General features: G+C 75.4%; 19 protein-coding genes and 1 pseudogene. 9 read left to right on the top strand and 11 right to left on the bottom strand.

Annotated elements, in window-relative coordinates:
• The first annotated feature begins 153 nt into the window (after nucleotides 1-153).
• The 6 genes from AC2TEW_RS07815 to AC2TEW_RS07790 all read left to right on the top strand — a co-directional run bounded on the left by AC2TEW_RS07815 (nucleotide 154) and on the right by AC2TEW_RS07790 (nucleotide 6486).
• Complete coding sequence (locus AC2TEW_RS07815) at nucleotides 154-1254, top strand: GNAT family N-acetyltransferase (protein ID WP_484622606.1); 1101 nt, start codon at nucleotides 154-156, stop codon at nucleotides 1252-1254.
• Nucleotides 1255-1336: 82 nt separating this feature from the next.
• A complete protein-coding gene (locus AC2TEW_RS07810; protein WP_484622605.1) occupies nucleotides 1337-3358 on the top strand; it encodes an oxidoreductase in 2022 nt (673 codons plus the stop codon).
• 93 nt (nucleotides 3359-3451) lie between these two features.
• Complete coding sequence (locus tag AC2TEW_RS07805) at nucleotides 3452-4018, top strand: PadR family transcriptional regulator (RefSeq protein WP_484622604.1); 567 nt, start codon at nucleotides 3452-3454, stop codon at nucleotides 4016-4018.
• A gap of 279 nt (nucleotides 4019-4297) precedes the next feature.
• Complete coding sequence (locus AC2TEW_RS07800; protein ID WP_484622603.1) at nucleotides 4298-5419, top strand: LLM class flavin-dependent oxidoreductase; 1122 nt, start codon at nucleotides 4298-4300, stop codon at nucleotides 5417-5419.
• The gene (locus AC2TEW_RS07795) at nucleotides 5416-6030 is read left to right on the top strand and encodes an FMN reductase (protein WP_484622602.1); all 615 of its coding nucleotides are present in this window, start codon (nucleotides 5416-5418) and stop codon (nucleotides 6028-6030) included. The genes AC2TEW_RS07800 and AC2TEW_RS07795 overlap by 4 nt, the downstream gene beginning before the upstream one ends.
• Before the next feature lie 99 nt (nucleotides 6031-6129).
• The gene (locus AC2TEW_RS07790; RefSeq protein WP_484622601.1) at nucleotides 6130-6486 is read left to right on the top strand and encodes a GNAT family N-acetyltransferase; all 357 of its coding nucleotides are present in this window, start codon (nucleotides 6130-6132) and stop codon (nucleotides 6484-6486) included.
• Nucleotides 6487-6499: 13 nt separating this feature from the next.
• Here the strand turns inward: AC2TEW_RS07790 and AC2TEW_RS07785 are convergent, their stop codons facing one another.
• From AC2TEW_RS07785 to AC2TEW_RS07765, 5 genes are all read right to left on the bottom strand, one after another.
• Entirely contained in the window at nucleotides 6500-7282 is a 783-nt protein-coding gene (locus tag AC2TEW_RS07785) for an aminotransferase class IV (protein WP_484622600.1), read from the bottom strand.
• A gap of 40 nt (nucleotides 7283-7322) precedes the next feature.
• A complete protein-coding gene (locus AC2TEW_RS07780; protein ID WP_484622599.1) occupies nucleotides 7323-7649 on the bottom strand; it encodes a hypothetical protein in 327 nt (108 codons plus the stop codon).
• Nucleotides 7650-7781: 132 nt separating this feature from the next.
• The gene (locus AC2TEW_RS07775) at nucleotides 7782-8213 is read right to left on the bottom strand and encodes an HIT family protein (RefSeq protein WP_484622598.1); all 432 of its coding nucleotides are present in this window, start codon (nucleotides 8211-8213) and stop codon (nucleotides 7782-7784) included.
• Between the two features lie 26 nt (nucleotides 8214-8239).
• A complete protein-coding gene (locus tag AC2TEW_RS07770; protein WP_484622597.1) occupies nucleotides 8240-9478 on the bottom strand; it encodes a hypothetical protein in 1239 nt (412 codons plus the stop codon).
• A 61-nt stretch (nucleotides 9479-9539) separates the two neighbouring features.
• The gene (locus tag AC2TEW_RS07765; RefSeq protein ID WP_484622596.1) at nucleotides 9540-10073 is read right to left on the bottom strand and encodes a SigE family RNA polymerase sigma factor; all 534 of its coding nucleotides are present in this window, start codon (nucleotides 10071-10073) and stop codon (nucleotides 9540-9542) included.
• A 125-nt stretch (nucleotides 10074-10198) separates the two neighbouring features.
• On the opposite strand from AC2TEW_RS07765, the gene AC2TEW_RS07760 reads away from it, so the two are divergent.
• Together AC2TEW_RS07760 and AC2TEW_RS07755 are read left to right on the top strand one after the other, a co-directional pair.
• Entirely contained in the window at nucleotides 10199-12292 is a 2094-nt protein-coding gene (locus AC2TEW_RS07760; RefSeq protein WP_484622595.1) for an MDR family MFS transporter, read from the top strand.
• A gap of 64 nt (nucleotides 12293-12356) precedes the next feature.
• A complete protein-coding gene (locus AC2TEW_RS07755; RefSeq protein WP_484622594.1) occupies nucleotides 12357-13010 on the top strand; it encodes a GNAT family N-acetyltransferase in 654 nt (217 codons plus the stop codon).
• A gap of 67 nt (nucleotides 13011-13077) precedes the next feature.
• Here AC2TEW_RS07755 and AC2TEW_RS07750 read toward each other — a convergent pair whose 3' ends face one another.
• Nucleotides 13078-14025, bottom strand: coding sequence for an ROK family protein (locus tag AC2TEW_RS07750; RefSeq protein WP_484622593.1), 948 nt, complete (start codon nucleotides 14023-14025; stop codon nucleotides 13078-13080).
• An 84-nt stretch (nucleotides 14026-14109) separates the two neighbouring features.
• Nucleotides 14110-14464: pseudogene (locus AC2TEW_RS07745) on the bottom strand (GNAT family N-acetyltransferase).
• Between AC2TEW_RS07745 and AC2TEW_RS07740 the strand changes: the two are divergent.
• On the top strand, nucleotides 14399-15145 hold the full coding sequence (locus AC2TEW_RS07740) for an SUMF1/EgtB/PvdO family nonheme iron enzyme (RefSeq protein ID WP_484622592.1): 747 nt from the start codon (nucleotides 14399-14401) through the stop codon (nucleotides 15143-15145). The pseudogene AC2TEW_RS07745 and the gene AC2TEW_RS07740 sit on opposite strands and share 66 nt — an antisense overlap.
• Before the next feature lie 44 nt (nucleotides 15146-15189).
• Here the strand turns inward: AC2TEW_RS07740 and AC2TEW_RS07735 are convergent, their stop codons facing one another.
• The 4 genes from AC2TEW_RS07735 to AC2TEW_RS07720 form a co-directional block, all read right to left on the bottom strand.
• A complete protein-coding gene (locus AC2TEW_RS07735) occupies nucleotides 15190-16410 on the bottom strand; it encodes a serine hydrolase domain-containing protein (protein ID WP_484622591.1) in 1221 nt (406 codons plus the stop codon).
• 138 nt (nucleotides 16411-16548) lie between these two features.
• Complete coding sequence (locus AC2TEW_RS07730; protein WP_484622590.1) at nucleotides 16549-17952, bottom strand: hypothetical protein; 1404 nt, start codon at nucleotides 17950-17952, stop codon at nucleotides 16549-16551.
• Nucleotides 17953-18160: 208 nt separating this feature from the next.
• Nucleotides 18161-18625, bottom strand: a complete 465-nt coding sequence (locus AC2TEW_RS07725) for a hypothetical protein (RefSeq protein ID WP_484622589.1) — start codon at nucleotides 18623-18625, stop codon at nucleotides 18161-18163.
• A gap of 126 nt (nucleotides 18626-18751) precedes the next feature.
• Complete coding sequence (locus AC2TEW_RS07720) at nucleotides 18752-20224, bottom strand: phytoene desaturase family protein (RefSeq protein ID WP_484622588.1); 1473 nt, start codon at nucleotides 20222-20224, stop codon at nucleotides 18752-18754.
• Between the last annotated feature and the right edge of the window lie 7 nt (nucleotides 20225-20231).

Genomic DNA, 20231 nt, shown 5'->3' with positions numbered 1-20231 from the left:
GTCACTGACGGAGCGTCACCGGGGTGTTCCGGTGCGGACCGGGCGGGTTCGGGCGAAACCCGGCCGGACCGCACCGCCGTTCGGCACAATTCACTCGGGCCCGGACCCGCCGGCCGGCGGCCGGGCCGGGGCCAGGGGTGGGGGTCGCGGACGATGGTGGCGGTGCAGGGGCGGGCGGCGGGGGTGCGCGGTCCGGAGATCCACCGGACGGTGGCGGGGCTGCCGGCGGAGGCGGTGGACGGCTGGCGGGAGCTGGTGGCGGCCGATCCGGCCGGGTCCTGGTTCATGACGCCCGAGTGGGTGCTCTCCTGGTGGGAGACGCTGGGGGCGGGGCTGCCGGCCGGTGCGGCGGAGGTGGCGATCTGGCGGGGGGACGATGGGCGGGTCGAGGCGGTGGTACCGCTGCTGCGCACCCGGGAGCGGCTGCATCCGCGGCTGCCGCTGTCGGCGCCGGTGTTCACGGCGCTCGGCTCGGGCCCGGGCGCGGCCGACCACTGCGGCTTCCCGGCCCGCCCCGAACGGCGTTCCGAGGTAAGGGAGTTCCTGGCCGGCCGGGCCGGCCGCGGCTCGCTCTGGCTGCCCGACCTGGACCCGGACCAGGGTGCTGTGCTGCCGCCCGGCGCCCGGCGGGTGGCCCGCGCCGCGTGCCCGCGCACGGACCTGACCGGCGGCTTCGACGCGATCGGCTCCCGCCAGTTCCGGGCGGACCTGCGCCGGTACGGGCGCAAGCTGGCCGCCGCCGGGGTGGCGTTCCGCTGGGTGCCGCCCCAGGAGGCCGGGCCGGAGCTGCTGGACACCGTACTGCGGCTGCACGGGCAGCGCCGGGAGGCGATGGGCAAGGCCACCACCTTCGACGGGCGCCGCCGCGAGCTGCACGCCCGGGTGCTGGAGCGGTCGGCCGTGGCGGGTTCGCCGCAGGACGGGCCGGCCTTCCTGCTCGCCGAGCGGGGCGAGCGGGTGGTGGGGGTGCTGTACGGGTTCCGCTGGGGCGCCGGTTTCGCGTACTACCAGATCGGCTGGGAGCCGGAGCTGGCCCCGCTGCGGCTGGGGACGGCGGTGATCGCGGCGGCGGTGCGCAGCTGCGCGGAGCAGGGGCTCGCCACGTTCGACTTCCTGCGCGGGACCGAGCCGTACAAGTACCGGTTCGGCGCGGTGGACCGTTTCGACGAGTCCTGGCTGGTGCCGCGCGGCGGTACGGGCGCGCTGCTGGGGCTGAAGCACCGGCTGAAGGAGCGGCGGACGGCGGCGGTGTGACGCAGACCGGTTGTGCAACTAGTTGCATATAGCTTCGGCGCGTCCTACCGTGAGGCGGCGACCACGGACCAGGAGGCGTCGGATGACCGCGTACCCCCAGCTGCTCAGCCCGCTCGACCTGGGCTTCACCACCCTGCCCAACCGGGTGGTGATGGGCTCGATGCACGTCGGCCTGGAGGAGGCGGAGGGCGGCTTCGAGCGGATGGCCGCCTTCTACGCCGAGCGCGCCCGCGGCGGCGTCGGCCTGATCGTCACCGGCGGCATCGCCCCCAACGAGGCGGGCCGCCCGTGGTCCGGCGGCGCCAAGCTGACCACCGAGGAGGAGGCCGACGAGCACCGGGTGATCACCGAGGCGGTGCACCGCGAGGGCGGGCGGATCGCCCTGCAGCTGCTGCACTTCGGCCGCTACGCCTACCACCCCGACCTGGTCGCGCCGAGCGCGCTGCAGGCGCCGATCAGCCCGTTCCCGCCCCGCGCGCTGACCGGCGAGGAGGTCGAGCGGACCATCGAGGACTTCGCCGACGCCGCCGCGCTCGCCCAGCGGGCCGGCTACGACGGCGTCGAGATCATGGGCTCCGAGGGCTACCTGATCAACGAGTTCACGGCCGCCTGCACCAACCGGCGCGAGGACCGCTGGGGCGGTCCGTTCGAGCACCGGATGCGGTTCCCGGTGGAGATCGTCCGGCGGGTGCGCGAGCGGGTCGGACCCGAGTTCATCCTGATCTACCGGCTGTCCATGCTCGACCTGGTGCCCGGCGGCTCCACCCTGGCCGAGGTCGTCGAGCTGGCCCGGGCCGTCGAGGCGGCCGGCGCCACCATCATCAACACCGGCATCGGCTGGCACGAGGCCAGGATCCCTACCATCGCCACCTCGGTGCCGCGCGGCGCCTGGACCTGGGTGACCCGGAAGCTGATGGGCGCGGTCACGGTGCCGCTGGTCACCAGCAACCGCATCAACACCCCCGAGCTGGCCGAACAGCTGCTCGCCGACGGCCACGCCGACCTGGTCTCGCTGGCCCGACCGCTGCTGGCCGACCCGGAGTTCGTCGCCAAGGCGGGCGCCGCGCAGGCCGACACCATCAACACCTGCATCGGCTGCAACCAGGCCTGTCTGGACCACACCTTCAGCGGCCGGATCACCTCCTGCCTGGTCAACCCCCGGGCCTGCCACGAGACCGAGCTGGTGCTCTCGCCGACCCGCCGCCGCAAGCGGATCGGCGTGGTCGGCGCCGGACCCGCCGGCCTCGCCCTCGCCGTCGCGGCCGCCGGGCGCGGCCACGCCGTCACCCTGTACGACAGCGCCGACCGGATCGGCGGCCAGCTCAACCTCGCCCGGCAGGTGCCCGGCAAGGAGGAGTTCGACGAGACGCTGCGCTACTACCGGCGGCAGCTGGAGCTGCACGGCGTCGACCTGCGGCTGTCCACCACCGCCACCGCCGAGGCGCTCGCCGCCGAGGGGTACGACGAGCTGGTGCTGGCCACCGGCGTCACCCCGCGCACCCCGGACATCCCGGGCGTCGGCCACCCCAGCGTGGTCAGCTACCTGGACGTGCTGGGCGGCCGCGCCGAGGTCGGGTCGCGGGTCGCCGTCGTCGGGGCCGGCGGCATCGGCTTCGACGTCGCCGAGTACCTCACCGACCCGGGCAAGGGCGCCGCGCAGGACCCGGCCGTCTTCTTCGAGCAGTGGGGCGTCGACACCGAGTACCGCACCGGCGGCGCGCTGCGCACCCCGGTCCGCCACCCCGCCGCCCGCACCGTCCACCTGCTGCAGCGCTCCACCACCAAGGTCGGCGCGGGCCTCGGCAAGACCACTGGCTGGATCCACCGCACCGAACTGCGCCACCGCGGCGTGGAGATGGTGGCGGGCGTGACCTACGAGCGGATCGACGACGAGGGCCTGCACCTGACCGTCGACGGCGCCCCGCGCCTGCTGGCCGTCGACACCGTGGTGCTCTGCGCCGGTCAGGAGCCGCGCCGCGACCTGTACGAGCGGCTGTGCGCGCTCGGCCACGAGCCGCACCTGATCGGCGGCGCGGACCTGGCCGCCGAACTGGACGCCAAGCGGGCCATCGACCAGGGCACCCGGCTCGCGGCGACCCTCTGACCGGCGGCCTGGCTCGTAGGATGCAGCTGCCACGCAGCGGCCGCCCACCGGGCAGCCGCTGCGCCGTCAGCCCGGAGAGGTCCCGCCCGTCCCATGTCGCTGCCGCACGCCATCCTCACCGCCCTGCTGGAGAAGCCGTCCTCGGGGCTGGAGCTGACGCGCCGCTTCGACCGGTCGATCGGCTACTTCTGGTCCGCCACCCACCAGCAGATCTACCGGGAGCTCGGCCGGCTGGAGGAGACCGGGCAGATCAGGGAGCTGCCGCACGAGACCCCGGCCCGCGGCCGCCGCAAGGAGTACGAGGTGCTGCCGGCCGGCCGGGCCGAACTGGCCGCCTGGGTGGCCGAGGAGCATGACCCCAAGCCGGTCCGGGACGCCCTGCTGCTGCGGCTGCGGGCCGCCGCGGTGGTCGGCGCGGCCGGTCTCGACGTCGAGCTGCGCCGCCATCTCGGCCTGCACCGGGCGCAGTTGGAGGAGTACCGGCAGATCGAGCAGCGGGACTTCCCGGTCGAGCGGGCCGGCCGGGAGAACCGCCTGCAGCACCTGGTGCTGCAGGCGGGGATCAGCCTGGAGTCGTTCTGGGTGCAGTGGCTGACCGAGGCGGCGGCCGTGGTGGCGGACGAGGTGCGCCCGGAGCCGGATCCTGGGCCGGGCGCCTGACCAGCTCCTCGGCGAGCGGCCCGGCGGAGGCCGGGTTCCGGCCGGTGGCCAGGTTGCGGCCGGTGACGACGTACGGGGCCGGGAGTTCGGTGGCCAGGGCCGGTCGGGCGGATCCTGTCGGATCAGCGTGCGTCCCGACGGGATGATCCGTCGTCGCACGGTCCGACGGTGGGCGGCCGGAGCCGTCGGGGACCAGGAGGCTCGGCCGGGAATAGGCGTTCGGTGGCCCTGGTTGCCGAGGTAGTTGAATGTGGAATCAATTTGAGGGGAGTGAGTCCCGTGCAGTTCGGGATCTTCACCGTCGGCGACGTCACCACCGACCCGACCACCGGCCGCACGCCGACCGAGCACGAGCGGATCAAGGCCATGGTGGCGATCGCCCGCAAGGCCGAGGAGGTCGGGCTGGACGTCTTCGCCACCGGCGAGCACCACAACCCGCCGTTCGTGCCCTCCTCGCCCACCACCATGCTCGGCTACCTCGCCGCCGCCACCGACCGGCTGATCCTCTCCACCTCGACCACCCTGATCACCACCAACGACCCCGTGAAGATCGCCGAGGACTTCGCGATGCTCCAGCACCTGGCCGACGGCCGGGTCGACCTGATGCTCGGCCGCGGCAACACCGGCCCGGTCTACCCGTGGTTCGGCCAGGACATCCGCCAGGGCATCCCGCTGGCGATCGAGAACTACGCACTGCTGCGCCGGCTGTGGGACGAGGACGTGGTCGACTGGCAGGGCCGCTTCCGCACCCCGCTGCAGGGCTTCACCTCCACGCCCCGGCCGCTCGACGGCGTCCCGCCGTTCGTCTGGCACGGCTCCATCCGCAGCCCCGAGATCGCCGAACAGGCCGCCTACTACGGCGACGGCTTCTTCGCCAACCACATCTTCTGGCCCAAGGAGCACTTCCAGCAGCTGGTCGGCCTCTACCGCGAGCGCTACGCCCACTACGGCCACGGCACCCCGGAGCAGGCCGTCGTCGGGCTCGGCGGCCAGCTCTTCATGCGCCGCAACTCCCAGGACGCGGTCCGCGAGTTCCGCCCGTACTTCGACAACGCGCCGGTCTACGGCCACGGACCCTCGCTGGAGGAGTTCACCGAGCAGACCCCGCTCACCGTCGGCAGCCCGCAGCAGGTCATCGAGAAGACCCTGACCTTCCGCGAGACCTTCGGCGACTACCAGCGGCAGCTGTTCCTGGTCGACCACGCGGGCCTGCCGCTGAAGACCGTGCTGGAGCAGCTGGACCTGCTCGGCGAGGAGGTGGTCCCGGTGCTGCGCAAGGAGTTCGCCGCCGGCCGGCCCTCGACCGTGCCCGCCGCACCCACCCACGCCGGGCTCCGCGACCGCCGGGCGAACGCCGACGCCGCGGTCGGCGGCGAGAAGCTGCAGGGGAGCGCCCGATGAAGCTGGTCGCCGTCACCGCGGGGCTGGGCGTCCCGTCCTCCACCCGGCTGCTCGCCGACCGGCTCGGCCAGGCCGCCGAGCGCCAACTCGCCGACGCCGGGCACCCGGTGGAGCTCCAGGTGGTCGAACTCCGGGAACTGGCCCGGGAGATCGCCGACCACCTGGTCACCGGATTCCCCGGTCCCGCGCTGCGCGAGGCGCTGGCGGCGGTCACCGCGGCGGACGGCCTGATCGCCGTCACCCCGGTCTTCTCCGCCTCCTACAGCGGCCTCTTCAAGTCCTTCTTCGACCTGGTCGACCCGGACGCGCTGACCGGCCGGCCGGTGCTGATCGCCGCCACCGGCGGCAGCGCCCGGCACTCGCTGGTCCTCGACCACGCCCTGCGCCCGCTGTTCGCGTACCTGCGGGCGGTGGTGGTCCCGACCGGCGTCTACGCGGCCTCCGAGGACTGGGGGTCGGCCGGCGACGGCCGGGGCGGCGACCTGGCCGCCCGGATCGCCCGGGCGGCCGGTGAGCTGGCGGACCTGGTGGCGGGCCGGCCCGCCCCGGCGCGGGCGGCCGACCGGGTGGTCCCGTTCGCCCAGCAGCTCGCCGCCCTGCGGGTCGACTGAACCCGGCCCCGCCAGCGCCCTATCCTGCCCGCACCTCGACGACGGCGCCCGGCTCCGCACCCGGAGCCGGGCGGCCCCAGCAGCAGGACGGGAGCCGGCATGGACGACACCCCGCAGGAGCAGGAGCAGGAGCAGGAGCGGGTCACGGACGATCCGCAGGCGTCCCGCTACGAGATCCGGATCGGTCCCGGAGCCGCGGACGGCTCGGGGGAGCCGGTCGGCTTCGCCGAGTACCACCTCTCCGAGGGGGAACTGGCCCTCATCCACACCGAGGTCGACCCCGTCTTCGAGGGCCGGGGTCTGGCCGGCCGGCTGGTCCGGGCCGCCCTCGACGACGCCCGGCGGCGGGGGCTGGCGGTGCTGCCCTACTGCCCCTACGTACGGAAGTGGATCGGCCGCCACCCGGACTACACCGACCTGGTCCCGGCCGACCGGCGGGCCCGCTTCGGCCTGTGACCGCCGTCCGCTGCTACGGCCGGTCGGCGGGGACGGCCAGATAGGCCGCGCGCAGCCGGTCGAGCACCGGGTGGGCCGGGTCGAAGTGGTGGCCGTCGACGGCGGCGATCGGGCGTACCCCGAAGCCCGCGTTGGCGGCGAACGCCGCCGTGAACCGGCCCAGCCCGGCCGCGGAGACCGGCTCCCGCCGCTGCGGACCGTCGTACGCCCCGGCCAGCAGCGCCGCGGTGACACCGGGCAGGCAGTCGGCGTCCGGCCAGACCAGCTGCCGGCCGTCGTGGAAGCCGACGTTCCAGGTGGTGCCCTCGGAGACGGCCGCGTCCGGGCCGGTCAGCAGGGCGTCGTCGAAACCGGCGAGCTGGGCCAGCCGCCGCTGGTGCAGCAGGCCGAACAGCCCGGTGTGCTTGACCTCGGGCAGCTCCCGCCGGTGTTCGACGGTGCGGACCCGCAGCGGCGCCGGTGCGGCCGCCGCCGCGGGCCGGGTGGTGACCAGCAGGTGGGGTGTGGCGTCGGCGCCGGGCCGCTCCAGGGCGAGCCCGGGATCGAACACGGTGACCCGCACGGTGACCGGCCCCTCGGCCCGGGCCGCCACCGCGCGCAGCCGGTCCCGGACCCGATCGGGGTCGAGCTCCGCGCCGAACACCACCCGGCAGTCCCGGACCAGCCGGGCCAGGTGCAGGTCCAGGCCGCGGATCCGCCCGTCCGCCAGCCGCAGCGTGGTGAAGTGGCCGTAGCCGGTCAGTGCCAGCGCCGCGAGGTCCGCCGCCCGGGCGGGCCCGCCGTTCAGCTCGATCATGCGGGCCAGTGTGCCACGCGGGGAGCGGCGGCCGGGCCGGTCAGTTGACGACCGAGAAGCTGAGCCAGCGGTCCGAGCTGTCCTCGATCGAGGTGTCGGTGGCCAGGTAGAAGGTGGCGGCGTCCTTGGGGTCGGTGCAGTCCGGGCCGTGGTGCAGCACGATGTCGACCAGGGTCCGGTTGATCACCGAGGTGACGCCCTGCCCGGCGAAGCCCTGGCACTTGCTGTTGAACGGACCGCTGAGCTTCACGACCGTCGTGCCGTCGCTCGCCGTGATGGTGCCGACCGGGGGGTCCGCGCAGCCGGCCAGGGCGATCGAGAGCGTGGCTGCGCCGACGAGGGCGGTGAGCGACCTGGGAACGGCCATGGCGAAGACTCCAATGCCGGTGTGAGGATTCGGTGGGCAACGGCTCGAAACATATCGTGCCGACCGGTAGATCCACAGCCGGAACGGGAGTTAAGGGGCGCGCGTCGGGAATTGGCCTGATGATCCGTCAAATCATTCCGGTGGCAACGGGTCCGGCGGCATCGCCGCCCTCACCCGGGCGGCCGTCCCGGCCGCGTGCGCCTCGTCCCGGTAGCGGGTGCGGGGCCAGAAGAAGCCGCGCAGCCCGTCCTTGGGGTTGCGGGGCACCACGTGGAAGTGGAGGTGCGGCACCGACTGGCTGATCCGGTTGTTGGCCGCGACGAAGCTGCCCGCCGCCACCATCCCCGCCTCCACGGCCCCGGTGACCCGCCGGACCCGCGCGAAGAACGGGCCGACCAGCGCCGGGGGCAGGTCGGACAGTGTCTCGACGTGCTCCCGGGGCACCACCAGGACGTGGCCGGGGAAGAGCGGGCGGTGGTCCAGGAAGGCCACCGCCACCTCGTCCGCCAGCACCCGGTGGACCGGCGCCGTGCCGGCCACGGCCGCACAGAAGATGCACTCCACCCCGCGATTGTCCCCCGGCCGCCCGGTCAGCCCCGCCAGGCGGGGCCGGTGACCAGCGCGGTCAGCTGATCGGTGGTCAGCGCCGGGGTGCCGGGGACGGCGTCCCAGGCAGTGGTGCCGTTCCATTCGCCGACCTGGACCATGGTGCCGTCCGGGTGCAGCGCCTCCACGCTCCAGTGCAGCGCCGGCTCCGGGCTGCCCTTGCTCGCCCCGGTCACCCGGAGGATCACGAGGGTGCCGTCCGGCAGGGTGCTGAGGGTGCCGCTGTCGCCGAACCCCCGGAAGAACGCCTTCGGGTCGTCCTGGTCCTCCTCGCGCCAGTGCGGGGTGACGGTGACCGACAGCATGCTCGCCCGGCCCTGCGAGGTGACCGGGAAGTGGGCCGTGCCCGCGGTCTCCTGGCTGCCGCCGTCCGCGGCCGTGACCCCCTCGGGCAGCAGCGCCGTCGCCTTGGCCAGCACCTCGGCCGAGGCCGGCGGCGGGGCCGGGGCCCGGGTGACGGGCGCCGTCGGACGGGGTGTCGCCGGGCCGGTGAACTCCTCGAACACCGGGTCCCAGAGCCTGCTGGTCACCAGTGCGGTGAGCTGCTCGTCGTTGAGCGGCGGGGCGTCCCGGGTCAGCGGCAGGCCCGCGTTGCGGGAGTTGGTCTCGTCCACCCGGATCTGGTGGCCGTCGGCGCCGGTGTAGACCGCCGTCCAGGTCCGTACGTCGTACTGGTTCCGCGGGTGGAGCTTCTGGATCAGCAGCACCGAGCCGTCCGGGCGCGGGGTGCGGGTGCAGGCCTCGACCGGCGAGGAGAAGCTGTCCCAGCACGCGGTGCCGTTGGTCTTCCCGGTGATCGGCAGCGCCACCCGGTCGGTGGTCAGGGTGACCATGGCGGCGCCCCGGCCGTCGTCGAAGACGACCGACACCAGCGGGCCGGCGCCGGGCGGCTGCACCTCGCCGAGGCCGAAGGCCCGGCTCTCCTGGACCTCGCCGGTGGGCAGCAGCGCCCGGATGGTCCGGTCCATGAACGGCCCGGTGATCCGGTCGGACCGGTGGCCGCCGGAGGGCGCGGTCCGCAGGCCCGGAAGGTGGGCCCCGACCACGGTCAGCCCGGCCAGGACCACCGCGGCCAGCGACGACGTCACCAGGACGGCGCGCCGGCGCTGCCTGCGAAGCCGGCCGATCCGGGCTGCGGAATGCGCCAGCGCGACGGCCGGCGGGTCGGGCGAGAGCTCCGCGGCGTCCCGCAGGGCATGGCTGAAGTCTTCCTCGAAGGTCATGGCTGATCCCCTGTCACGGGTCGGGCTGGTCAGTGGTCCGGGCCGGGGCGCCGGGGTGCGGTCAGGCGCCGGCGAGCTCACCGAGCTCGTCCCCGAGCGCGGCACGCATCCGGGCCAGCGCCCGGCTGCTGCGCGAGCGCACCGCGGTCGGCCCGAGCCGCAGGGCCGCCGCGGTCTCCTCCACGCTGCGGTCCTCCCAGTAGCGCAGCACCAGCACCGCGCGGTCCGGCGCCGGCAGTTCGGCCAGCGCCCGCAGCAGCGTCACCCGCAGCGCCGGATCCTGGGGGGCGGTCGCCACCTCGGCGAACCGGTCGGTGACGTGCTCGGTGCTGCTGCGCCGCCGGCGGTGCGACAGGAAGGTGTTCACCAGCGCGGTCTGGGCGTAGGCGGCCGGGTTGTCGAGCGCGGCTATCCGCCGCCACCTGAGGTAGATCCGCGCCAGCGTCTCCTGGACCAGGTCCTCGGCCAGGTAGCCGTCCCCGCCGGTGAGCAGGAAGGCGGTGCGGATCAGATGTCGTCCCCGTGCCGCAGCGAACTCAAGGAAGTCCGGCTGCTGCTCCGGCGGCGCCGAACTCGTCGTCGTTGTGCGGTCCATGTCCCTTCAACGCTCCGGGGGCCGGGTTCTGTGGCAGCCGGGCCGGATCCGGCCCGGCCGACGGACCCTCACCTTGCCGGACGTCAGCGCGGGCGCCCGGCCCGGGCCGGTGTGAGGATGCGAGCGTGACCACCACCAGCGAGAGCGCCCCGGCCGCGCCGGAGGCGGCGCCGCCCGTGCTCGACAAGCGGCAGCGCAACATCGTCTTCGGCACCATCGTGCTCGGCATGCTGCTGGCGGCCCTGGACCAGACCATCGTCGGCACCGCGCTGCCCACCATCGTGGCCGACCTCGGCGGCGCGGAGCACATGTCCTGGGTGGTCACCGCCTACCTGCTGGCGGAGACCGTCACCACCGCGCTGGTCGGCAAGTTCGGGGACCTGTTCGGCCGCAAGGTGGTCTTCCAGGTCTCCGCGATCGTGTTCATCACCGGTTCCTTCTTCTGCGGCCTGGCGACCAACATGTCGCTGCTGATCGGCTGGCGGGCGCTGCAGGGCGTGGGTGCGGGCGGTCTGATGGTCACCGCGATGGCCCTGATCGCGGACGTCATCCCGCTGCGCGAGCGGGGCAAGTACCAGGGCGCGATCGGCGCGGTCTTCGGCGTCGCCACGGTGATCGGCCCGCTCCTCGGCGGCCTGTTCACCGACCACCTGACCTGGCGCTGGGCGTTCTACGTCAACGTGCCGATCGCGATCGTGGTGGTGATCGCCGCCGCCCGGAACATCCCGTCGCTGCGTTCGGCGGCCCGCCCGGTGATCGACTACCTGGGCATCGCGCTGGTGGCGGTCGGTGCCAGCTCGCTGATCCTGGCGACCAGCTGGGGCGGCAACGAGTACGCCTGGGGCTCGGCCACCATCATCGGGCTGTTCGTCCTCGGGGTGCTGGCGCTGGCCCTGTTCTGCCTGGTGGAGACCAGGGCCGCCGAGCCGATGCTGCCGATGCGGCTGTTCTGCAACCCGGTCTTCACGGTCTGCTCGGTGCTCAGCTTCATCGTCGGTTTCGCGATGCTCGGCGCGATGACCTTCCTGCCGACCTACCTGCAGTACGTGGACGGCGACTCCGCCACCGTCTCCGGGGTGCGGACCCTGCCGATGGTCTTCGGTCTGCTGATCGCCTCGGTGTTCAGCGGCAACGTGGTCTCCCGGACCGGCCGCTACCGGATCTTCCCGATCGTCGGCTCACTGGTGATGGCGGCGGGCCTGTACCTGCTGTCGCTGATGGGGCCGGACAGCGGCAGCGGGCTGGAGTCGCTGTACATGTTCGTCCTCGGCACCGGCATCGGCCTGTGCATGCAGGTGCTGACCATCGCGGTGCAGAACACCGTCGACTACGCGGACCTCGGCACCGCGACCTCCGGCGTCACCTTCTTCCGGACCCTGGGCAGCTCGTTCGGCACCGCGGTCTTCGGCACCATCTACACCAACAGCCTGCGGACCAACCTCGTGGACGGCGTCACCACCGCGGCCGCCCTCGGCGGCGACCCGGCGGAACTGACCCGGGCGGCGCAGAGCCCCGAGGGGCTGCACGCGCTGCCGCCCGAGCAGGCGGCGCCGATCATCGACGCGTACGCGGACACCCTGCACACCGTCTTCCTGTGGACGGTCCCGGTCGCGCTGCTGGGCTTCGTGGTGGCGCTGTTCCTCAAGCAGGTCAAGCTCCGCGACTCGGCCCGGGCCACCTCCACCGACCTGGGCGAGGGCTTCGGCTCGCCGACCGGCGGCGACTCCGCCCGGCTGCTGGAACTGTCGGTCGGCAACATCCTGCGCCGCGCCGACCTGGACACCGCGCGGCGGATCCTGCGCACCTCCGACTCCCATCTGGACATCGCCGGGGCGTGGGCGGTGATGCAGGTCGAGCTGTTCACCCGGACCGTCGGCCACGCCAACCTCAACCTGATCGCGGCCCGCCGCAAGCTCCCGCCGGAGGTGCTGGAGCCGGCCTTCGAACGGATGGTGACGGGCGGGTACCTCAGCCGGGCCGGCACCTTCTACTCCCACACCGGGTCCGGCCGGCGGGAGGCGGACGCCCTCAACCGCGCCTGGGCCGGCTGGCTCAACGAGCAGTTGGAGAAGGACCGGGGCCGGCCGCGCAGCGCCGAGCTGCGGGCCGCGGTGGACACCATCTCCAAGCGGCTGATCGTCGAGGAACTGCTGGAGGGGATCCCGGAGCACCAGCGGCCCGCGGCGGTCGGCGCTGCCGCCGAGCGGGAATCCGGCTGACCTGTCGGTCCACCCTCGGGTAAGGTGCTCTCGAGCAGTTGGACTATTACCTGGGGGTGTCGTGGTGGAGCTGGAGCACGCCGGTGTACCGGAGCTGGTCCGTGCCTGGGTGGCCGGCTGGACGGTGTCGCGGGGCACGCCGTCGGCGGTCGAGGAACCGTGGGGCCTGCGGGTCGACGTCGGGCTGCCGGACCACGTGGTGCGCCACGTGTTCCCGGACGCCGACGAGGTGACCGTCCGCAAGGTCGCCGGCACCGTCACCGCGCCCGGCACCTGGCTCAAGGCGTTCGTCGAACCGGACCTGATGGCCGGCTGGCTCGGTGCCGGCTGGACCGACGACGCCCCCGGCTTCCTGATGGCCACCGACCTGCGCCGGGGCACCCCCCGTACCCCCGACGGGTACACCCTGACCAGCGACACCACGGCCGGGGTCACCCGGGTCCGGGTGCTCGCCGCCGACGGCTCGCTCGCCGCCCGGGGACAGTGCGCGCCGGTCGGCGGGGTATCGGTGGTCGACCAGATCGAGACCGCCGCCGGACACCGCAGGCGCGGCCTCGGCAGCCTGGTGATGGGAGCCCTCGCCGACGCGGCCCTCGACCGGGGCGCCGGTACCGGCCTGCTCGGCGGCAGCACCGAGGGCCGGGCCCTGTACGAGACGCTCGGCTGGCGCACCCACGCCCCGCTCGCGAGCTTCGTCAACCGGCCCGCCGCGGGCTGAGCCTGCGGCGGGGCGGGACGGGGCGAGGCCGGAAGCGGGGCGTGGGCCGGAACGGCGTGTCGGACGGTCAGCTGCGCAGGGCGGCCGCCGCGGCGCCGACCAGGCCCGCGTCCGTGCCCAGCCGGGCCCGGTGCACCTGGATGCCCCGGGCGAACGGCAGCGCGGCGAAGGTGTCCAGGTGCCGGGCGAGCGGGTCGAACAGCACCGGGCCGGCCTGGGCCACCCCGCCGCCGATCACCACCGCCTCGATCTCCACCAGGGTCGCCGTCGCCGCGATCGCGGCGGCCAGCGCCCGCGCCGACCGGTCGAAGGCGGCCAGTGCCACCTCGTCCCCGCCCTTCGCGGCCTCGGCGACCGCCGCCGCCGTGGCGTCCTCGCCCGGCGCCCGCCAACCGTGCGCCAGCGCGTACCGGGCGATGGCGGTGCCGCTGGCCAGGCCCTCCACGCAGCCGACGCCGCCGCACGGGCAGGGGTCGCCGTCCAGGTCGACGCTGATGTGGCCGATGTGTCCGGCGTTGCCGGTCGGCCCGGCGTGCACCCGGCCGTCCAGGATCAGGCCGCCGCCGACGCCGGTCGACACGACCATGCACAGTGCGCTGCGGTGACCGGCGGCGGCACCCTGCCAGTACTCGGCCTCGGCGATGGCGACGCCGTCGCCGATCAGGGTGACCGGGACGCCGACCGCGCGGTGCGCGGCCACCCGGGCGGTCAGCGGGAAGTCCCGCCAGGCGGGGATGTTGACCGGGCTGACGGTGCCCGCGGCGGCGTCCACCGGCCCGGCGCTGCCGATGCCGACCGCGCCCACCTCGGACCAGCGCGGGTCCGCCGAGAGCTCGTCGACCAGGCCCAGGACGGTGTCCAGCACCACCCCGGCCGCGGCTCGCGCCGGGGTCGGGCGCTGGACCCGGGCGGTCAGCGTGCCGTCCTGGTCCACCAGCGCGGCCGCGATCTTCGTCCCGCCGACGTCCACGGCCGCCACCAGCCGCTTCGCCTCGCCACCCGCCACCGTCGCCACCTTCCGTACCGGACCCGGCCCCGGGCCACCGGCCCGCCAGGCTACCGCGCGGCGGCGCCCGCGGCGGCCCCCGGCCGGCGGCGCTCAGCGCCGGACCGGCCCGGCCTCGGTCGGGACGAAGCCGCAGGACTCGGAGGAGAACGGCCGCAGCCGCTCGCCGAAGTCGACGTGCAGCCACTCGCACCCCGCCGCCCGGGCTCCGGCGACGGCTGCCGCGACCAGCTCCCAGGGCCACGTCCACGAACCCGACGAGGTCGCCCGCGTGCCGGGCGCAGACCCGGCCCAGGCCGCGCCGGTTGCTGTTCGGGGCGGCGTCGGGTGGGGCCGTGCCGGGCGGCGGGCGGTGTCGGTCCCCGGTGGCAGACTCCCGCGCATGACGAGTACCACCATGACACTCGACCGCTGGCGGTCCGCGACGGACGACCGGGCCCGGGTGCACGCGGCCGCCGTGGCCGCCCGGGTCGGGGCGCCGCAGTGGACCCTCGAACGGGCCGAGGCCGGTCCGGTGGCCCTGTTCCGGCTGGGCGGTCGGGAGTTCGCCCTGGTGCCGGGTGGCCGGGCCGAGCTGGGGGTCGACCCGGCGGCCTTCCGCCCGACCGCCGAGCAGGCGGCCTCGTACGCGCGCAGTGCCGAGGAGTTCGGCTTCCCCGCCGACCTCGCCGCACACCTCGCCGGGGTGCTGGCCCCGCGGCGCTCGGTGCTGCTGCCGTCCTTCCTGATGAGCGTCGAGCCGGCCGAGGCCGACGGGGAGCGGGGGCGGGACGACGGTGTGCGGCTGCCCACCCCCGACGAGTGGGAGTACGCCTGCGGGGCGGGCGCCCGCACGCTGTTCCGGTGGGGCGACGGGCATCCGGCGACGGCGGACCCGTTCAGCACGCCCGACGGTCCGCACCTGCGGGCCAACGCCTTCGGCCTGCGGATCGCCCAGGACCCGTACCGGCCGGAGCTGACCTCGGAGCCCGGCGTCGTGTGCGGCGGCGACGGCGGCGAGGCCACCTGCGGCGGCTACGGATCCTTTCTGGCCTGGCTCCCGCTCGCGCCCGCCTTCCGCGACCCGGGCCTCGCCGAACTCCTGGACGAGGAGGACTTCCTCGGCCGCGCGGTGATCGACCTGCGGTGATGGACCTCGGGTGATCGGCCGGCCCCCGCCGTCGCGCGGGCCGTTCAGTCGTCGATGGCCTGGTAGGCGAGGGTGCGGAAGTCGCGCACCAGCTCGGGTGGTTCGGGGCTGGCCCAGGCGCGCTGGGTGAGCAGCAGCAGGGTCAGCTCCTCGCGCGGGTCGGCGGTCCAGCAGGTGCCGAGGCCGCCGTCCCAGCCGAACGAGCCGACCGAGCGGGCGAGGTCGGTGCGCACGGTGGTGACACCCACCCCGAACCCCCAGCCGAAGTCGTCGAGCTGACCGGGGAACAGCCCGGAGGCATCCTTCTGGGCGGGGGTCAGCTGGTCGGTCGTCATCAGTTCGACGGCCGGGCGGGACAGCACCCGGCGTCCGGCGTACCGGCCGAGGCCCAGCAGCATCCGGCTGAAGGCGAGGTAGTCGTCGGCGGTGGAGACCAGCCCGGCGCCGCCGCCGGGGAACGCCGGCGGCCGGCTCCAACTCCCGCCCGCGGGACGGTCGTACGGGATCGGCGCGCCGCCGGCGGGGTCGCTCAGGTAGCTGGTGGTGAAACGGTCGAGCTTGGCGGCGGGCACGCTGAAGGAGGTGTCGCGCATGCCCAGCGGCTCGAAGATCCGCTCGTGCAGGAACTCCTCCAGCGGACGGCCGGCGGCGCGGGCGACCAGGACCCCGGTCACCTCCGCGCCGGTGTGGTACATCCAGCGTTCGCCCGGCTGGTGGAACAGCGGGAGGGTGGCGAGCCGACGCAGCCACTCGTCCGGTTCCGGGTCCTTGGCCGGGTCCGGCGGGCCGACGTGCAGGCCGCTGTCGGCGACCGCCTGCTGAACGGGGTAGGTGCCCGGCGGGACCATCAGCGCTCCGTAGCCGAGCCGGAACGTCAGCAGGTCGCGCAGGGTGATCGGCCGCAGGGCGGGCACGGTGTCCTCGACCGGGCCGTTCAGTGCGCGCAGCACCCGGCGGTCGGCGAGTTCGGGCAGCAGGGCGTCCACCGGGTCGTCCAGCCGCAGCCGGCCCTCCTCGACCAGGATCATCGCGGCGGTGGCGGTGACCGGTTTGGTCATCGAGGAGATCCGGAAGATGCTGTCGCGCCGCATCGGTTCGCCGCCGCCGGCCGCCAGGGTGCCGTGCACCTCGATGTGCACGTGTCCGCGCCGCTGCACCACCGCCACCAGCCCGGGCACCTCGCCGCGCTCCACGTACCCGGCCAGCACCTGGCGCAGCCGGGCGAGCCGCGCCTCCGACAGCCCGCCGTCGCTCACATCGCTCATCCGTCGCTCACTCCTCCGGTGGTCACCTCGGGGGAGTGTCGCCGCTGCGGGTGCGGGTCATGCGGCGCGCCTCGCGACGTCACCCGGCTGCGCGGCGGGCGGCGGGTGCGGCCCGGTGGCGGAGGGGGAACGGGCGGTTCAGCGGAACGAGAACCCTTCGATCTCCGCGCACGCCGTGGTGCTCGGGCAGCGCGCGAACAGGTAGACGTTGTGCAGCCCGGTGACCGCCCGGGTCAGCCGGGTCTCGGGTGCGGCGGGGCGGGCCGCCGCGACCGCAGGCGTACCGGGGTCGTCCAGCCGTACCAGGATCTCGGCGGACTCCGCCCCGCGCGGGTCGAACCGGATCCTCACGAAGGTCTTCGCCGTGGCACCGAAGTCCACGTTGTCGAACCGGAGCCAGCCGGCCGGGGTCAGCGCCCGGCCGGTCGCGGAGATCGGCGCGGTGCCCTCCGCGGCGGCGAAGGCCGAGGCGGGGATCAGGGCGGTCGCCGGGGTGGTGACCCCCGGCCGTGACGGGATCACCCGCGCCGAGGCGGTGGGGGACGCCCCGGCCGCCGCCGGTGCCGCGGGCGGTGGGCCGCCGAACCCGGCGGCCAGCGCGGCCACCAGCGCGAGGACCGTCCCGGCGGCGAGCTCGGTCTTCGACCGCCGGTGCGCGTCGGGGAGCCGGAAGGTCCGGCTTGCGGGCGCGGGCCGGGGGTCCTGCGCGTCGGCCGCGGCCGACGCGGCCTCCTCGTGTCCGCGCTGCCGGGCCTCCTCGTCCCACCAGCCGAGCAGCCGCTCGGGCAGCTGGCCGCGCAGCCGGCCGGGGAGGTCGGCCAGGTCCAGTGCGGCGGCCCCGCAGAGCGGGCAGTCCGCCAGGTGGGCGGCCCCGGCGGGGTCGGGGACGGGGGCGGGCCGGCCGGGGCCCGCGGTCAGGGCGGTCAGGGCCGCCGTGCAGGCCGGACGGTGGGCCACCGCCCGGCGGTGCAGGGCGGTGAAGGTGCTGCGGAGTCCGGCGAGCGCCCGGTCGGTGAGGTCGCCGACCTGGTCGGGGTGCAGGCCGGTGACCGCGGCGGTGGTCCGCGGGTCCTCCTGCTCCACCACGCCGTGCCACAGGACGGTCTGCCAGGGGAGGGGGAGGATCCGGTACGCCTCGGTCAGCCGGTCGCTCCCGTCCAGCGGCCAGGCGCCGCCGGCCGCGGCCCAGCTGCGGAACCCCTCGGTGAGCGGGACCGCGTCCGGCTCCCGCCGCCACTCCTGGAGGGTGGCGGTCCGGGCGGTGGCGAGCAGCCGGACCCGCCACGGGCCGGTGCTGGCGTCACCGCGGCGGACCGTCTCCTGGGCCCTGGTGAAGGTGAGCCCGGTCAGCCGGTCGGCCGTCGGCGGGTCGGCGACGCAGGTGCCGAGGTAGCCGCGGACGGCGGCCCGGTGGCGTTCGACGAGCTGCTGGTAGGCGGCGTCCCGGCCGTAGCCGGCTTCGCGGAGCAGGTCGGGGTCGGGTACGGAGGCGGGCCCCGGCCGGTCGGCGGGGCGCAGCAACGGTCGGTTCAGACGGATCATGGCGGCTGTCCTCGGGCGGCGGGGCTCGGCAGGGGCGGCGGGCCCGGCGTCGGCCCGTTCCTGTGCAGGAGCACCGCGCACCCCCGGACGTCCCGCCACTTTGCCGAGTCTTTACCCGAGCCGTCCGCCCCGCCGTCCGCCGCCCGGTCACTCCGCTGCCCGCCGCCCGGCCGCGCCGCGGTCGCGTACCGCCGAGTGGCCCGTCCGGTCAGCCGCGGTGCTCGAAGTCCGCGAACGGCGAGTCGCGAAGCGGCAGGGGCGGCGGCCACCCGGGCGGTCGGCCGTGCGGACAGCGGGCGCTCAGGTAGTTCCCGTGCGGCGGGGCGAGGTTGTGCACCAGGTCCCCGGCCAGGACGGCCGAGAGCGTCAGCAGCCCGGCCAGTACCCGGACCAGGCGGCGGTGCGACCGGATGGGGAGGCGTGCGGTGAGGAGAAGGCCCAGCGGGAAGGCGCAGCAGTACGCGGCGACGAGCGGGAGGCAGAGGAGCAGGGAGAAGCGGGGACTGTCCGTCACGTCGTACGCCTGCGGCCACGGCAGGTCCGCGCAGTACGACCAGGTGCTGCTGATCAGCTCGCCGGCTGTGGCCTCGGCCGACAGGCCGAGGAACGCCCCGACGGCGAGGAGCAGGCAACCCCACCTGCCCCGCGAGGCCGGGGTCCGTCCTTCGGTCACTGTCCCTCCCGCCCGGGAAGGACGGCGGTCGGCGGTCGGCGGTTCCTGCCCCCGCCGGAGTCCCGCCGGCCCTGACGGACCGCTGCTCGGCCGCGCGGTGTCCGCCGGCCGCGTGGAGCCCGGGCATCAGCCCGCGGCCAGCTCCAGCGGTGGGGTGGTGATGCCGAAGACCTGCCGCAGGGCCCGCCCGGCCGCGTGCAGCCCGGACATCCCGTGCACCCCGGGGCCGGGCGGGGCGGCGGCCGAGCACAGGTACAGGCCGGGCAGCGGTGTCGCGTACGGGTCCAGTGCGGGCACCGGGCGCAGCAGGGTCTGGCGCAGCGTCATGGCGCCCGCGCCGATGTCGCCCCCGACGTAGTTGGCGTTGTGGGCGGCCAGGTCGGCGGCGGTGGTGGTGTGGTGGGCGAGCACCAGGTCGCGGAAGCCGGGGGCGAAACGCTCCACCTGGGCGGTCACGGTGTCGGCGAGGTCGGCCGTCGACCCGTGCGGCACGTGGGCGTAGCTGTACAGGGTGTGGTGTCCGGCGGGGGCGCGGCTGTCGTCGACCACGCCGGGCTGGACGGTCAGGACGTAGGGGCGCTCGGCGTGCCGGCCCGCGGCGATCTCGCGTTCGGCGGCGAGGGTCTGGGCCCTGCTGCCGGACAGGTGCAGGGTGCCGGCCCGGGCGCAGTCGGGGTCGCGCCAGGGGACCGGCCCGGCCAGCGCGAAGTCGACCCGGCAGACGCCCGCGCCGTAGCGGTAGCCGCGCAGCCGGCGGGTGTAGCGGTCGGGCAGACGGCGTCCGGCGATCCGCAGCAGGCCGGCGGGGGAGGTGTCCAGCAGGACGGCGCGGGCGAGCGGGAGGTCGGTGTGGGCGCCGACCGGGTGGCCGGTGACGATCCGTCCGCCGCGCCGGGCGAGTTCGGCGGTCATCGCGTCCGTGACGGCCTGGCTGCCGCCGCGCGGGACGGGCCAGCCGACGGCGTGCGCCAGGGTGCCCAGCAGCAGGGCGGCCCCGGCGGGGGCGAGTTCGCGCGGCGGGCGGACGGCGTGGGCGGCGACCCCGGCCAGCAGCGCCCGCGCGGTCTCCGTGCGCAGCCGCGCCGACCAGGCGGGGGTGCCGAGCTCGGCGGTCCGCAGGGCCAGGCGCAGGGCGGTGAGCGGGTCGGCGGGCGGGCGGCGCCCGTCCGACAGGACCGTGCCGACCAGGCCCTGCCAGCGTTCGGCGAGCGGTCCGAACAGGGCCCGCCAGGCGGCGCCGTCCCGGCCGAGGCCCGCCGCGGTGCGGTCCAGGTCGCGCCAGGCCAGGCCGGCGGGGCCGTCGTCCAGGGGCTGGGCGTACGCGATCTCGGGCTGGAGCAGCTCGACCCGGCGGGCCAGTCCGAAGGCGCGGAAGAACGGTGAGGCGAGCGCCATCGGGTGGGCCACCGAGCACAGGTCGTGCCGGAAGCCGGGCAGGGTGGTCGCGGCGGTCCGGGCGCCGCCCCCGGGGGTGTCGGCGGCCTCGTGCACCTCGACCCGCAGCCCGGCGCCGGCCAGGACCAGCGCCGCCGCCAGGCCGTTCGGTCCGGACCCCACCACGACGGCGTCGACCTCGCCGTTGGACCGGTCACCGATCATGCCCGCC

It is taken from the genome of Kitasatospora sp. NEAU-CNBT7 (genome assembly GCF_057220535.1).
The sequence above is the reverse complement of the archived record's forward strand: the minus strand, read 5'-3'. Positions and strand labels throughout refer to the sequence as shown.